This window comes from Nonomuraea sp. NPDC049309, from assembly GCF_043196965.1.
In the GTDB taxonomy this organism is placed as follows: Bacteria; Actinomycetota; Actinomycetes; order Streptosporangiales; family Streptosporangiaceae; genus Nonomuraea; species Nonomuraea fastidiosa.
On the sequence record NZ_JBICSH010000001.1, the window covers coordinates 562,238 to 575,792 of the forward strand.

A 13,555-nucleotide genomic window follows, 5' to 3' on the forward strand; every position below is an offset into this window, starting at 1 on the left:
CAAGGTCGATCCGGCCGCCATCGCAATGAGCCTGCCCTGCGTCCGCGCGCTCCGGGCCGTCGCCGTTTACCCCTGCGGCTTGCGCCAGATGATGCTGTAACGGAACAGAACGTGACGGCGGTACTCGGAGCCGGGCAGCACCTCGGCGGCCAACGCCCGCATCTGCGCGAAGGTCACCGGCGGCGGCCACACCGTGGGCGACGGATGCTCCCACTCGCCTTTCAGAGCGCGATGGACCCTGCCGACGACGACCCCGGCGAGGTCGCGCGGCAGATCCTTCGGCATGGTGCTCCGTGCCACCCCGACGATGGCCAGGACACCGCCGGGGCGGAGGAGATCCCGCATGCGGGCCAACCCGGTCGCGGCGTCCATGTGGTGCAACGTGGCCACGGACGCGATGAAGTCGAATGAGGCGGGCTCGAAGGGATACGTGAGGAGATCGCCGACGATGTAGTCGACGTCGTCCGGGTGCTCGCGGGCTTGCTCGATACTGTGTTCGTGCAGGTCGATGCCTGTGACGTGCGGCACGGCCCGGCGGAGCTCGCGGGCGAGCATGCCCTCGCCGCAACCGACGTCGAGGGCATGTTTGGCACCATCGGGGACCGCGCCCAGAATGCGGGGGTGGTAGTGGATATTGTGATTCCACCGCCTGCTGGTCTTCTCCGTCATGTGATCAGTCTGCGGGACCTGCCACGCGCCCGCGGGCACGAACGTGAACCTCGTCGTCCCGGCCGCGATCGTCAGCTCGGACCCGCAACGCGGTAATCGCCACGGGGGCGAACGCCCACCCGCGTCACTCTCGCCGGCCGGCCTGCGCATGCGCGAAGGCCTCCAGGCCGGCGCTCTCGACTTGCCGATGCCCGTGCTCATCGCGCTTGGCCCGCAACCTCCCTCTCGCACTTGCGAGGAAGAATCGGTGACAGGCTACGTTTCCTCGCCCTCGAATCCACGAGCCCCAGGTGCCGGTGCGTGGTGGCTCTGGTACGTGCGCAGCCGGGCTTCAGCGTGCTTGCGGAAGGCGGTGACCAGGCGATTGCGGTCGCCGGCGCGGGTGGCAAGGACGACGACCTGGCTCGGCTCGACGCCGCGCAGCGTGCCTTCCGCACCCGCTCCCGGATGCTCTCCCGCCACAGCCTCCTGAGCAGCCACCCGCACCGGATCCCCGTTCGGGCTCGACAGCTCCGCCTTCACCGGCCGCAACTCCTCCGGATCCATCCGCGACATCAAACTCCAGTGTGGTCTTCCTGTTCGGCGGCATCTGGGCTTCCTCCGTCTCGTCCGGCTGGAGCGCCCGCTTGGCGTCCACCCCTCCGATCGCGTCCTGGCAGGCGGCGTTCATGAGCCACCGAATGTGCGCGCCACCGGCCAGGTGAGGCGGAACGGCGAATCACTCCAGGTGGATGAGACGCACGCCAGGTCTCGTGAGGGGACGACCCGCTCCGCGTGCCGTCTCGGGGGAGGCTGCGCCTGCCCCGAGAACCTCGCGCACACCGTTGCCGGAAGATCACTGTGAGCTACTTGCGGGAATTCTGCCTTCTCGCAAGTAGCTCCAGAGCATCGAACGTGCAACGGATCAGATTTTCTGATTTCTATTTTCTAGAAAATAGAAAATGGTAAGCTGGTCGGGTGACTCTGGAGATGGCCTCGGTGACTGTCTGTGCTCACGCGAGAAGGCGGATCATCGTCCGCCATGTCTCCGGTCTCTTCTGTCAGCAGTGCCCGCTGGCCTCGTGGCCGCCGCCTGCGCCAACGCGGGCCGGGCGCTCACCCATCCAACGGCACCGCGCGGCGCGGCACACCGGGGCTCCCCGCGCGACGGCCACCGCGCGCAGCGCGGCGGTGCGGTGGCATCGGCAAGCGGTCCTTTCCTCGCCCTCCCTGGGGGCTACGACGACACAGCGGAGGGTGAGGCCATGACGGGTGGGCCGGCGCGATTCGGTGGGCGAGAGGATGTCGCCCTGGTGATGGTCCTGGACTGCGCCGACCTCGATCGGTCGGCGGTGTTCTGGTGCGGGGTGCTCGAGTACGCCGCCGCGCCGGACGCGAACGCGCGCTACCGGGCGCTGCAACCGCCTGGCGGGAACGGCGTCGAGCTGCTTTTGCAGCGGGTTCCTGAGCCGAAGACGGCCAAGAACCGGATGCATCTGGACCTGCGCGTACCTGATGTGGAGGCGGAGGTGGCCCGGCTGGTGGCCCTGGGGGCGCGGCGCGTCACCGACGAGCCCATCGCGGAGGACGGCTGGACCTGGTACGTGCTCGCCGACCCCGACGGCAACGAGTTCTGCGTGTTGCAGCAGCCGAAGAAGCCCACGGATGGCGATCATGGCGACTAGCGCTCAAACCCAGGGCTTCGCATCGGTGCCTTTGCCCGTCCCGTTCCCGGAAAACCGCCAGTTGACGTGAGAGAGCGAGACCAGTGACCTTCCCCGAGACCAACGGCGAACCGCTGATCCCTGAGGCCGCCGCCCGCCGGCAGGCCGGTAAAGACGTCATCGTCACGCCGTGCAAGCACTGTGGGTCGCCGATCGAACAGCGGCGGGGGAGAGGGCGGCCGAAGTCGTACTGCCCGGAAAAGGACTGCCAGGCGGCGGCTAAGCGGGAACGCGAGCTGCGGCGGGCCACCCCCGGGCTTGAGGGGGCCCTGGCCAGGGCCGAGCAGCTGTACGAGCGCATGGAGGCCGGATTGGCGGCGGCGATCGAACCGCTGGCCAAAGCCCTGGCCGAGGAGCTGAGCCCGGCCGGGGTCGAGGCCAAGATCAGCGCGGTGCAGGCCGAGGCGCACACGCGGGTGGCGATCGCGCGTACGGAGCGGGAGCAGGCGTTCGAGCAGGTACGCCTGGCACGCGAGGCGGCCGAGCACGCCCGGCGGCAGACGGCGGAGATGCGCAAGCGGCTCGAGGAGGCCGAGAACGAGCGGGACACCGCGCTCGGCGACGCCGAACGGGCACGCGAGCAGGCGCTGGCGGCCCTGCGGGAGGCTGCCAGCACCGAACGCCAGGCGCTCCAGGCGGCCGAGGAGGCCAAGCGGCGGGCCGACCTGGCCGAGCGGCGCGCTGAGGAGGCGCTGCGGGAAGCGGAGCTGAACGCGCTGGCCAGGGACCAGGCCGTTCAGGAGCTGGCGGAACGGGTCGAGCTGGCCAACCAGAAGATCGCCGCAGCGCAGGCCCAGGCCGCCGAGGCCGAGGAACGTGCGCGAGCCGAGATCGAGCGGATCAGGGAGGAAGCGCAGGCGGAGATCCAGGCGGCCAGGGAAGAGGCCGAAACGCAGGTCGCGCAGGCGCGGGAGGCGGCGGACGCCCAGGTCGAGCGGGCCAAGGAGGAGGCGGAGGCGCAGGTCGTCCGGGCCAAGGAGGACGCCGCGCTGGCGCGCAAGGAGCGCGACCGCGCACGGAAGGAGGCGGCGGCGGCCGTACGGGAGCGCGAGCGTGCCGAGCGGGAGGCCGTCGGTGCGAAGGCCCGGGAAGAGGTGGCGGCGCAGGAACGCGAGCGTGCCGTCGAACGTGCCGTCACCGCCGAGCGCACCGCCGCCGAGGCCGAGCGGGACCGGGCGGTGGCGCTGAAGGACGCCGCGCGGGCCACGGCTGAGGCCGAACGCCTGGCCGAGCGGCTCGCGACGCTGGAAGAGCAGACCGCGGCGGAGCTGGCACGCGAGCGGTCCCGCGCGGACGCGGCGGCCAGGGAACGCGACCAGGCGCAGGCGGAGCTGCGGTTGGAGCGGGCGCGGTTGGAGGATCTGCGGGCCGAGCTCGAGACGGTACGGAGCGAGGCGGCGCAACTGCGGGAACGCGCGGTGGCGGCGGAACTCCGGTCGTCATAAGGCGGCGGTCCTCGTGAGGCGGGCGTTGGTCGCCGGTCGGGCCGTCCCTCGCACCGCCGCTTCCGCATCGGCGCCACGTACTCCGTTCGGTGTAGTGCGTACCGCGAACGGAGCAGGGCGAAGTGACGGTCAACGGACGATGTGCCCCTGGCGCCGCCGGGCCTAGCGTCTCTCACCGAGATGATCGAAGCCCGACGGAGAGGAACCGTAATGAGGGAAGATCGTGTGCTCGCCGCGATCGCCGGACTCGGCCTGACCGCCGGTCTGCTCGCCACGGCGAGCGCGCCGGCCGGTGCCCAAGCGGCTCAAGCGGCCCGACCGGTCCAGGCGGCCCAGACGGGTCAGGCGGGTACGGCGAGTGAGGCGGCTGCGCCGAAGAAGCAGCGGCCGCCGAAGGGCGCCAGGGCGGTGGTGCAGGTCAGCCCGAACCCGACGACCAAGCGCGGCCAGGAGGTGACGATCACCGGGCACTGCGGCGGCGGCAAGGGGCTCAAGGCCGTGCTCGCCGGCCTGGACAGGAAGCATCCGGTGCTGCGGAACATCCGTATCGTCAAGGACGACCCGAAGGGGTTCGTGGCCAAGGCCACCCTCGACCGCAAGATCGGTAACGGTGTGGGCCCGGTAGCGCTCACCTCGCGGGAGCTGGAGGCGGTGCGGCTGGTGGCGCTCGGCCTGTGCAACACCGAGATCGCCGAGCGGCTGGTCATCAGCCCGCTCACCGCCAAGACCCACATCACGAGGGCCATCGCGAAGCTGGGCGTGCGTGACAGGGTGCAGCTCGTCATCCTGGCTTATGAGAGCGGTCTGGTACGCCCCGGCACCTGATCGGCCCTGCCACGCAAGGTTCAGCAGAGGTAGCTTGCGATGGTCTTCGACCGCCGGGCGTAGGCGATGGGTGGCGGGCGCCTCGGCGGTCGCGATCACGCCGCAGCGGAGAGGCTTCCTGCCGGCCACCGGTGTAGCGGAGTGCCATCTCATCGAGGTCGAGCCAATTCGCGCTGCCCTTGGCGGAGCCGAACGTGATCGCGACCGTGTCGGCGCCTTGCCGGAGCGGCACGCCGGCGTGGGCGGACTAGGTGCCGGTGCCGCGCGGCACACCGGAGCCGGCCTGGGCGGAGACGTCGAGCCTGTCGAGGTTGAGGAAGTTGGAGCCCATCTCCAGCCGGATCGTGTTGTGCCCATCGGCGAGGGTGACGCCGCCGAGCACGACCGTGTTCCAGGCGCCCCAGTCGCCGGTGGAGGAGAACGGCTGGGCGGCGGCCACCTCGGTGCCGTTGACGAGGACGCGGCGGGTGGCGTCGCCCGCTCCGGCGGCGTAGCGCAGGCGCAGCTCGTACGGCCCGGCCGAGGCCACGTTGACGTGGAAGGTGAGCGTCTGGTTCGCGTCGTTCCAGCCGGCGAGGTAGCCGCGTCCGCTGAAGCCGGGCCGGCTGCTCTCGGCTCCGATGCCGGACGGGCGCGCGTTCTCGGCCTCGTAGACGCCGTTCTCCGGCTGGAGCCCGGCGTTGCCGTCCGGCCGGACGATCTGGAGCAAGCTGACGGGGGCGGCGGCGGTCAGGCTCTGCAGGTACGTATCGGGTGCGGGCGCAGACCAGTCGGGGCCCACCAGGTTGTCGGCGGCGCGGCGGTGGGTCCACGCCTGGGTGGCGTTGCGCTGCAGGAAGGGCAGGTACTGGCGCTGGCCGTGCTCCTTGACCAGCGTGTCGAGCGCGCGGACCAGCCGTGCTTTGAAGCCGCCGCCGTCGTCGACGCCCTCGTGCAGCAGCGTGCCGCCGTTGGTGAGGTAGGTGGTGGCCCAGTCGGCCGCCGCGCGCGCGTCGTCCAGGTAGGAGTCCGCTCCGGTGACCTTGCGCAGCGCGGCGGCGGCGCTGATGTAGGTGCCGAAGTTGTAGGTGAAGTCCCACTTCACGAGCGTGCCGTCGTCCTGGATGTGGTCGTAGACGTGGCCGTCCTCCTGGAGGTTCTCCTTGATCCAGGCGAACAGGCCGCGCGCCCGCTCCAGGTAGCCCGCCTCGCCGGTGGCGGTGTAGAGCTTGGTGGCGGTGAGCACGGCGGGGGCGTTGGTGGCGACGTTCTTCTGGTCGCGTACGCTTCTGCGCCACCAGATGCCGCCGCCGTACGTCGCGTCGTGGAAGGCCCAGATCCGCTCGAACAGCTCGCGCGACCTGTCCAGGTACGCGGTGTTCCCGGTGATCTCGTACGCCCGCGCGCAGGCCAGCGCCCACCAGCCCAGGTCGTCGTTGAAGTCGTTGTCGAACGTCGGGTAGGCGGCGACGAAGCCCGCGTAGACGTCGTCGATCATCTTGCGGTACCTGGAGCTGCGGGTGCGCTCGTAGGCGTCCATGACCAGCTCCCACAGCTGGGCCTCCCACCAGAAGTCGGTGTAGAGGCCGTTCTCGGGGCCGTGCGCGTGCTCGTGGATGCGGTGGTCGCTGTTGGTGTAGAAGTACTTCTTCTGCGGGTCCCAGAAGGCCGCGACGAAGGCCGACATGGCCGCATCGGCGTCGCCCGGGACGGTTGCGGCGGCCGGGGCGGGCTGGAGCGGCTGGACGAGGGCTGCCGATAACACGACGCAGGCAGCCGCGAGGCGTGATCTCACCGGCGTGTCCTTGATCAGTCGAGGTCAGTTGAGGTTGTTGTCCTTGAGCACCCGGTCGCCCTCCTGCTGGGCCTGGGCGAGGGCCTGCTCGGCGCCGACCTTGCCCTCCAGGAAGAGCTGGAGGTTGGGGATGACGGACTCCTCCTCCATCGGCGGGTAGCCGGCGCAGGTGGGGCGGATCTCGGCGAACTCCAGCGTCTCCAGGATGGGCTTCCAGAACGGGTCGCCGGAGAAGAACGGATCCTGTGCGGCCTCGACGTTGCCGGGGATGTTCAGGCTGGTCTTGGCCCAGAGCATGGCGTTGTCCTTCTCGGCGGCCCACCACTTGATGAACTCCCAGGCGGCGTCCTGCTGCTTGGAGGCGCGCGGGATCACCAGGCCGAAGCCGCCCATGAGGCTGGCCTTGTCGCCCTGTGGCCCCGCAGGCGGCGGCACGATGCCGAAGTCGAGGTCCTTGCCGTACTTCTTGTACGTGGTGATGTTCCAGGGCCCGGTGAGGATCATGGAGACCTTGCCGGTGGCGAAGGCGTCGGTGCCCTCGCCGAGGCCCTTTTCGAAGCCGCTCTGGTAGACGCCGGCCTTGGCCATCCGGTCCCACAGGCCGAGCACCTGCCGGCCCTGCGGGCTGTTGAACGCGGTGCGCGAGCAGTCGTCGGTGACCATCTGCCCGCCGGCCTGGCGCAGGTACATGCTGAACAGGCCGGTGTCGTCCATGGACAGTCCCGCGCGGACGAGCTTGCCGCCCTCGCGCTTGGTCAGCTTCACCGCGGCCTGTTCCAGCTCGTCCCACGTGCGCGGCGGCTCGATGCCGGCCTCCTTCAGGTGGGCCTTGTTGTAGAACAGGGCGCGGGCGTCCACGGTGAGCGGCAGCCCGTACAGCTTGCCGTCGTGCGTCAGCTCGCGCACGGCCTCGCCGTAGAAGCGCTCCTTGGGGATGCCGTCCTTCGTCAGCAGGTCGTCGAGGGGGAGCAGCACGTTCTTGGGCGCGTAGCTCGCGGTGCGCCAGCGGTCCCAGAACATCACGTCGGGGGCCTGGCCGGAGGTGGAGGCGGTCAGGAACTTGGTGAGGATGTCCTCCTGGACGACGTACTCGACCTGGATCTTCGGGTGGGACTTGTTGAACGCCTCGGTCATCGTTCTGAACTGCTGCTCGCCCTCGCCGGACCAGTCGCCCCAGAACGTGAGCCGGACGACCCCGTCGGACGACGAGGAGGCGGTGCCCGAGGAGGCGCAGCCGGTGGTGATCACCGTCGCGACGGCGAGTGCGGCGGCCGCCAGCCGCCTGGTCAGGGTCGCGTGCATCGGCGGCTCATTCCTTTCGTGAAGACCTTGGTGAAAGATCGGTCATTGGAGGCCGGAGCCGGTGAAGGCGAGGCCTCGGGTGAGGTAGCGCTGCGCGAAGGCGAACAGCAGCAGGGTGGGCGCCATGGCGACGATCGAACCGGCCATGAGCGGCCCGTAGTCGGTCTGGTGGTTGAAGGAGAAGGCGGCCAGGCTCATCTGGATGGTGCTCATGTCGGGGTCGTTGAGCACGATGAGCGGCCAGAGGAAGCCGTTCCAGCCCGCCACGAACGTGAACACCGCGAGCGTGGCCAGCGCGGGCCGGCACAGCGGCAGGTAGATCTTCCAGAAGATGCGGAACTCGGGGCAGCCGTCCACGCGGGCGGCCTCGCCGAGGTCCTTGGGCAGGGAGAGGAAGAACTGCCGCATCATGAACACCGCGAACGCGCCGACCGCGCCGGGCAGGATGACCGCCCAGTACGTGTTCAGCAGCCCGATGCCGCCCTGCCCGGTGATGTCGTTGCCGCCCGCGAGCGGGATGCTGCGCACGATGAGGAACGACGGCACCAGCGTGACCACGGCGGGCACCATCATCGAGGCGAGCAGCAGCCGGAACAGCAGCTTGCTGCCGCGGAACGGCAGCCGCGCGAAGGCGTATCCGGCCATCGCGCCGAGCAGCAGGTTCGTGATGACACCGGCCACGGCGAGCAGCATCGAGTTCGCGAAGTGGCGGGCGAACGGCACCATGGTGAACGCCGTCCAGTAGTGCTCGAAGGTGATCGAGCCGGGCAGCCACGTGATCGGCAGCGAGATGATTTCGTTGTCGGGCTTGAGCGACGTGCTGAGCGACCAGAGGAACGGCAGCAGCATGAACAGCCCGACGACCGTGAGCACGATGTAGAACAGCGCGATCCTGATCCGCCTGGCGATGGTCATGTCTCGTCACTCCGATTGATCCGCATGTTGATCACGGTGACCGCCACGATGATGAGGAAGAGCGTGAACGCCTGCGCCGATGCGTAGCCCATCTGCAGCCGGTTGAAGGCGGTCTCGTAGATCTGGTAGACGGGCGTGAGCGTGGAGTTGCCCGGTCCGCCCTTGGTCATCACGTACGCCTGGTCGAAGAGCTGGAAGGCGCCGATCAGCGACAGGGTCGTGACGAACAGCGTGGTCAGCCGGAGCTGCGGCCAGGTGACGTGGGCGAACGTCGCCCAGCGGCCCGCGCCGTCCAGCGCGGCGGCCTCGTACAGGTGCTTGGGGATGTTCTGCAGGCCGGCGAGGTAGATCAGCATGTTGGAGCCGACGCCCTGCCAGAGCGTGACGATCACGATGGAGAGCATGGCCGTGCTGCTGTCGCCCAGCCACGCGGGTCCGGGGATGCCGAAGAAGCCGAGGATCTCGTTGACCGGCCCGTAGTGGCTGTTGAGCATCCAGGTCCACACGGTCGCGGCGGCGACCGGGGAGGTCACGACCGGGATGTAGTAGACGGTGCGGAAGACGCCCATCGCCGGCAGTTTGCTGTTGAGCGCCACCGCGAGCAGCAGCGAGGCGGCGATCATCAGCGGTACGAACATCGCGCAGTAGAGCAGGATGTTCTTGAGCGTGGTGAAGAAGGTGGTGTCCTCCAGCAGCCTGGCGTAGTTCTCCAGGCCGGCCCACGACGGCGGGCTGAACACGTCGTAGCGGGTGAAGCTGAGGCCGAGGGCGCCGATCACCGGCAGCACGGTGAAGACGACGAACAGCACCATCGGCGGCGTGGCGAACAGCACCCCGGCGCGCGCCTGATGCCTGGCCGGCAGGGAACGCCGGGGCCGGGCGTGACCGGGTGAGGCCCGGCCGGCCGCGGGCCTGCCGGCGAGCGTCTGTGTCATGTCAGCGCCACCTCCATGGCGAACTGCGCGTACAGGCTGTTGGCCCAGCCGAACCAGGGGCGGGTGAACACGCCGGGGTCGTCGGGGTCGAAGCTCTCGTGGATGTAGCCGGTGCCGGCGGTGGTGGCGGCGAGCGTGGCCAGCAGCTCGGCGCGCTCCTCCTGGTCGGTGCTGGTGAGGCCCTGCATGGCCAGCGACATCGGCCAGACCTGGCCGGGCTTGGTGTGCGGGCTGCCGATGCCGCGCGCGTGCCGGCCCTCGCTGTAGTACGGGTTGCCGGGGCTGAGCACGAAGGCCCGGGTGTTGCGGTACGTCTCATCCGTGGCCGGGCGGTAGCCGAGGTAGGGGATGGACAGCAGGCTCGGGATGTTCGCGTCGTCCATCAGCAGGTGGTTGCCGAGGCCGTCGGTCTCGTACGCGTAGACGGGGCCGTGGCGGGGATGGTCGACGATCGCATGCCGCTGGATGCCCTCCTCGATCTCGTCGCGCAGCGCGGCGGCGTCGGCGGCCAGGGCGGCGTCACCGTAGAAGTCGTGGGCGAACGCGGCGACGTGGCCGAGCACGACGACCGCGAACATGTTGGCCGGGACCAGGTAGCCGTAGGTGCAGGCGTCGTCGCTGGGCCGGAACGCCGAGCGGACCATGCCGGTGTAGCCGCACTCGGGGCCGCGCCCGCCGTTGACGAGCGTGTCGGTGGGCAGCTCGGGGTGCGGGCGTTCGAAGCGGTAGGCCGAGGACTCGGGGTGCTGCTCGGCGCGCATGGTCGCGACGGCGACGGTGAGCATGCGGTGCACGTCCTCGTCGAACACCTCGGCGTCGCCGGTGGCCGTGTGGTACAGGTGCAGCAGCCGCAGCGGGTGGCAGAGCGAGTCCAGCTCCCACTTGCGCTCCCAGACCCAGGGGGTGAGCTCGGTGCGGTCGTCGTGGTGGCCCTGGCCGTCGGGGTTTTCGTTGAAGGCGTTGGCGTACGGGTCGAGCGCGACGTAGCGGGCCTGGCGGCGGATCACTCCGCGGACCATGGCCCGCAGGTCGTCGTCGTGTGCGGCGTAGCGCACGTACGGCTCGATCTGGGACGCCGAGTCGCGGAGCCACATGGCCGGGATGTCGCCGGTCAGCACGAACGTGGTCCCGTCGGGCAGCCGCCTGACCGTGGTCTCCAGCGTGTTGAGGAAGCACTGCCGGAACATGGCCGCGACCTCGGGGAAGCGGGGTTCGAGGCGCGTTCGTACGTCTGCGGCCACGTCGAGCAGTACTTGGGGGACGGAGTTCACGCGTTTCCCTTCGTGAGGTGCGCGAGATGTCACTTGAGGGAAACGTAGGAATTAAGTTGGCATAAGTCAATATGTACTTCATGCCGATTTATGAGATGATATATACCAAAATGAGTGGACATACCAACTTGTGAAGGGGAAGAGTGGCTGCGAGAGGCCCGCTCCTGTACGAGCGGATCATCGAATACCTCCTGGACGAGCTCCGGAAAGGAGCGCTGAACCCCGGCGACCGCGTCCCCTCGGAGATGGAGCTGGCCGAGCGCTTCGAGGTCAGCCGGATCACCTCGAAGAAGGCGCTGGAGGTGCTACGGCAGGCCGGCGTGGTGGAGCGGATCCGCGGCAAGGGCTCGTTCGTGGCCGCCGACCTGCCCGACCTCGACGCGCTGGACCTCTCACCGTCCCGATCCGCGGCGGCCGAAGGCGAACGGGTGCCCGGCACGATCGCCATGATCTATCCGGACGCGTCCGAGGCGTACGGCCTGGAGCTGCTCTGCGCCGTGGAGGAGCGCTGCGCCGAGCGCGGCATCAACCTGGTGATCAAGCGGACCCGCGGCAGCCAGGAAGAGGAGGAGAAGGCCATCGAGTCGATGGTCGACGCCGGGCTCGCCGAAGGGCTGATCGTGTTCCCCGTACACGGCGAGTACTACAACGCCGGCCTGCTGCGGACCATACTCGACGGCTTCCCGCTGGTGCTCGTCGACCGCTACCTCGCCGGCATCCAGGTGTGCGCCGTGCACACCGACAACGTCGCCGCCGCCCGTGCCCTCACCGAGCGGGTGCTCGATCAGGGGCACCGGCAGGTCGCGTTCGTCTCCCCGCCGCCCGAGAACACCTCCAGCATCGAGGAGCGCCTTGAGGGCTTCCGCGCCGCCTTCGCCGGGCGCGGCCTGTCACTCGACAACGCCCGCCAGCTCACCGGCCTGTCCAGCACGCTGCCCGGCGCGTTCACCCCGGACAACGTACAGGCCGACGTCGAGCGCATCCGCGGCTTCCAGGCCCGCGAGCCCGAGGTGACCGCGTTCGTGGTGTGCGAGTACAACCTGGCGCGGGTGATGAGCCGGGCCGTCGCGCAGACCGAGCCGCGGCCGCTCATCGCCTGCTTCGACTCGCCGCTCGACCCCGTCGCCGGGCCGCCGTTCCTCCACGTGCGCCAGAACCAGCGGGAGATGGGCCGCCAGGCGGTGGACCTGCTGCTCGCCCAGATGCGCGGCGAGACGGTGCCGCCGCGCTCCATCGTCCCGTTCTCGATCGTCGAGCCCGAGACCAGCTGAACCACGGAGGACCCTTGCCCGACATCTGGAGCGACCGCGCCGAGCTGGCGCAGCGCAGCCTCGACCACTACTTCGCCGCCCCCGGCGACCAGCTCTTCCACAACTGGCATCCGCTGGAGCCGGGCGACGACGACGTTTTCAACTACTGGTGGCTCGCGCACGCCATGGACGTGCGGATCGACGCGCACCGGCGCACCTCCGACCCGGCCAGGCTCGACCAGGCCGCCGGGATCCTCGCCGGCATCCGGCGGCGCAACGGCGGCGCGCTGTTCAACGACTACTTCGACGACATGCTCTGGCTCGCGCTCGCCACCCTGCGCCTGGCCGAGGCCACCGGCTCCGCCGGCCTGCGCCGCGACGCCGTCGTGCTCTGGCAGCACGTGCTCGACCACGGCTGGAACGAGCACGAGGGCGGCGGCATCGCCTGGCGGGTGCAGCAGCCGTACTACAAGAACACCCCGGCCAACGCGCCGTTCGTCATCCTGTCGGCCCGGCTCCACCGCGTCACCGGCGAGGACCGCTACCTGGAGTGGGGCGTGCGGGTCATGGACTGGCTGGAGGGCGCGCTGGTGCGGCCCGACGGGTTCGTGGAGGACGGCGTCAACCGGCAGCAGGACCACGCCATCGACGTGGACTGGCGCTTCACGTACAACCAGGGCCTGTACGTCGGCGCCTGCGTCGAGCTGGCCCAGCGGCTCGGCCGGGACGACTACCTCGACCGCGCGGAGCGCACCGCGACGACGGCGATCGCCGAGCTGAGCTCCGGCGGCGTCTTCGCCCGCGAGGGCGACGGCGGCGACGAAGGGCTGTTCAAGGGCGTCTACTACCGCTACGCGCACCTCCTGCTCGAGGTGCGCGACGTGCCCGACGTGCGGGAATTCCTGTTCGGCAGCACCGAGCGTCTGTGGAAGAACTGCCTGAGCGACGGCCTGCTGCGCGCCGGCCAGGACTGGAACCGCCCGCCGGAGCCCAAGGTCTCGCTGTCGGCGCAGCTCAGCGCGGTGATGGCGACCGAGGTGTGCGCCGCGCTCGCTGCCGGCTCAGCGTAGCGGTCCCGTGATGATCCACAGGTGGCCGAACGGGTCGCGGATCCGGCCCGAGCGCTTGCCGTACGGCCGGTTCTCGATCGGGACCGCCACCTCGGCGCCGTGAGCGACCATGCGCTCGCCCACGGCGTCCGGATCGTCCGCGTCGATCTCGATGAGCACCGCCGACCCGCCGAGATCGTCCGGCGACCGCCGGCCCCACGCATCGACGCTCGGCGACACCCGGAACGTCGCCCCGCCGAGGCGATGCTCGATGACGCTGGGCCTGGCGTCCCCGGCTCCGGCCGGAGGAGCGCTGAACACCCGCTCCGCGCCGAGGGTCTCCTGATAGAACGCTGAGGCGCGGTCGGGGTCGGGCACGATGAGGCGTGGGGAGAGGTTCATGCGCCTCATCGTGGG

General features: G+C 69.9%; 13 protein-coding genes. 5 read left to right on the forward strand and 8 right to left on the reverse strand.

Annotated elements, in window-relative coordinates; all coding sequences use genetic code 11:
- Positions 1-66: 66 nt before the first annotated feature.
- Both ACGFIM_RS02645 and ACGFIM_RS02650 read right to left on the reverse strand, forming a co-directional pair.
- Positions 67-669 carry a class I SAM-dependent methyltransferase gene (locus tag ACGFIM_RS02645; RefSeq protein WP_393193449.1) on the reverse strand — a complete coding sequence of 201 codons (603 nt, stop codon included), beginning with the start codon at positions 667-669 and terminating at the stop codon, positions 67-69.
- A gap of 255 nt (positions 670-924) precedes the next feature.
- Positions 925-1,215 carry a hypothetical protein gene (locus tag ACGFIM_RS02650; protein WP_393193452.1) on the reverse strand — a complete coding sequence of 97 codons (291 nt, stop codon included), beginning with the start codon at positions 1,213-1,215 and terminating at the stop codon, positions 925-927.
- 698 nt (positions 1,216-1,913) lie between these two features.
- Between ACGFIM_RS02650 and ACGFIM_RS02655 the strand changes: the two genes are divergently transcribed.
- The 3 genes from ACGFIM_RS02655 to ACGFIM_RS02665 all read left to right on the forward strand — a co-directional run bounded on the left by ACGFIM_RS02655 (position 1,914) and on the right by ACGFIM_RS02665 (position 4,642).
- The gene (locus ACGFIM_RS02655; protein WP_393193455.1) at positions 1,914-2,333 is read left to right on the forward strand and encodes a VOC family protein; all 420 of its coding nucleotides are present in this window, start codon (positions 1,914-1,916) and stop codon (positions 2,331-2,333) included.
- 83 nt (positions 2,334-2,416) lie between these two features.
- Positions 2,417-3,817, forward strand: coding sequence for a hypothetical protein (locus ACGFIM_RS02660; protein ID WP_393193458.1), 1,401 nt, complete (start codon positions 2,417-2,419; stop codon positions 3,815-3,817).
- A 210-nt stretch (positions 3,818-4,027) separates the two neighbouring features.
- Positions 4,028-4,642, forward strand: coding sequence for a response regulator transcription factor (locus ACGFIM_RS02665; RefSeq protein WP_393193461.1), 615 nt, complete (start codon positions 4,028-4,030; stop codon positions 4,640-4,642).
- A gap of 247 nt (positions 4,643-4,889) precedes the next feature.
- Here the strand turns inward: ACGFIM_RS02665 and ACGFIM_RS02670 are convergent, their stop codons facing one another.
- From ACGFIM_RS02670 to ACGFIM_RS02690, 5 genes are read right to left on the reverse strand one after another with little or no spacing between them, the layout of a single operon-like run.
- On the reverse strand, positions 4,890-6,416 hold the full coding sequence (locus tag ACGFIM_RS02670) for a glycoside hydrolase family 76 protein (protein WP_393193464.1): 1,527 nt from the start codon (positions 6,414-6,416) through the stop codon (positions 4,890-4,892).
- A 24-nt stretch (positions 6,417-6,440) separates the two neighbouring features.
- The gene (locus ACGFIM_RS02675) at positions 6,441-7,718 is read right to left on the reverse strand and encodes an ABC transporter substrate-binding protein (protein WP_393193467.1); all 1,278 of its coding nucleotides are present in this window, start codon (positions 7,716-7,718) and stop codon (positions 6,441-6,443) included.
- 42 nt (positions 7,719-7,760) lie between these two features.
- Complete coding sequence (locus tag ACGFIM_RS02680; RefSeq protein WP_393193470.1) at positions 7,761-8,633, reverse strand: carbohydrate ABC transporter permease; 873 nt, start codon at positions 8,631-8,633, stop codon at positions 7,761-7,763.
- Positions 8,630-9,568, reverse strand: coding sequence for a carbohydrate ABC transporter permease (locus ACGFIM_RS02685; protein WP_393193473.1), 939 nt, complete (start codon positions 9,566-9,568; stop codon positions 8,630-8,632). Before ACGFIM_RS02685 ends, ACGFIM_RS02680 begins: the two co-directional genes overlap by 4 nt.
- On the reverse strand, positions 9,565-10,839 hold the full coding sequence (locus ACGFIM_RS02690; protein ID WP_393193476.1) for a glycoside hydrolase family 125 protein: 1,275 nt from the start codon (positions 10,837-10,839) through the stop codon (positions 9,565-9,567). Before ACGFIM_RS02690 ends, ACGFIM_RS02685 begins: the two co-directional genes overlap by 4 nt.
- A 143-nt stretch (positions 10,840-10,982) precedes the next feature.
- Between ACGFIM_RS02690 and ACGFIM_RS02695 the strand changes: the two genes are divergently transcribed.
- Both ACGFIM_RS02695 and ACGFIM_RS02700 read left to right on the forward strand, forming a co-directional pair.
- Positions 10,983-12,110 carry a GntR family transcriptional regulator gene (locus ACGFIM_RS02695; RefSeq protein ID WP_393193479.1) on the forward strand — a complete coding sequence of 376 codons (1,128 nt, stop codon included), beginning with the start codon at positions 10,983-10,985 and terminating at the stop codon, positions 12,108-12,110.
- 14 nt (positions 12,111-12,124) lie between these two features.
- Positions 12,125-13,159 (forward strand): glycoside hydrolase family 76 protein, encoded by a 1,035-nt coding sequence (locus ACGFIM_RS02700; protein WP_393193482.1) that lies wholly within the window; start codon positions 12,125-12,127, stop codon positions 13,157-13,159.
- On the opposite strand, the gene ACGFIM_RS02705 is transcribed toward ACGFIM_RS02700, so the two are convergent.
- Positions 13,151-13,540 carry a VOC family protein gene (locus ACGFIM_RS02705; RefSeq protein ID WP_393193485.1) on the reverse strand — a complete coding sequence of 130 codons (390 nt, stop codon included), beginning with the start codon at positions 13,538-13,540 and terminating at the stop codon, positions 13,151-13,153. The genes ACGFIM_RS02700 and ACGFIM_RS02705 overlap by 9 nt on opposite strands.
- Positions 13,541-13,555: the final 15 nt, after the last annotated feature.

Coding starts and splice junctions, on each gene's coding strand:
- ACGFIM_RS02645 (WP_393193449.1), bottom strand. CDS start 669: ATGACGGAGAAGACCAGCAGGCGGTGGAATCACAATATCCACTACCAC.
- ACGFIM_RS02650 (WP_393193452.1), bottom strand. CDS start 1,215: ATGGATCCGGAGGAGTTGCGGCCGGTGAAGGCGGAGCTGTCGAGCCCG.
- ACGFIM_RS02655 (WP_393193455.1), top strand. CDS start 1,914: ATGACGGGTGGGCCGGCGCGATTCGGTGGGCGAGAGGATGTCGCCCTG.
- ACGFIM_RS02665 (WP_393193461.1), top strand. CDS start 4,028: ATGAGGGAAGATCGTGTGCTCGCCGCGATCGCCGGACTCGGCCTGACC.
- ACGFIM_RS02675 (WP_393193467.1), bottom strand. CDS start 7,718: ATGCACGCGACCCTGACCAGGCGGCTGGCGGCCGCCGCACTCGCCGTC.
- ACGFIM_RS02680 (WP_393193470.1), bottom strand. CDS start 8,633: ATGACCATCGCCAGGCGGATCAGGATCGCGCTGTTCTACATCGTGCTC.
- ACGFIM_RS02685 (WP_393193473.1), bottom strand. CDS start 9,568: ATGACACAGACGCTCGCCGGCAGGCCCGCGGCCGGCCGGGCCTCACCC.
- ACGFIM_RS02705 (WP_393193485.1), bottom strand. CDS start 13,540: ATGAACCTCTCCCCACGCCTCATCGTGCCCGACCCCGACCGCGCCTCA.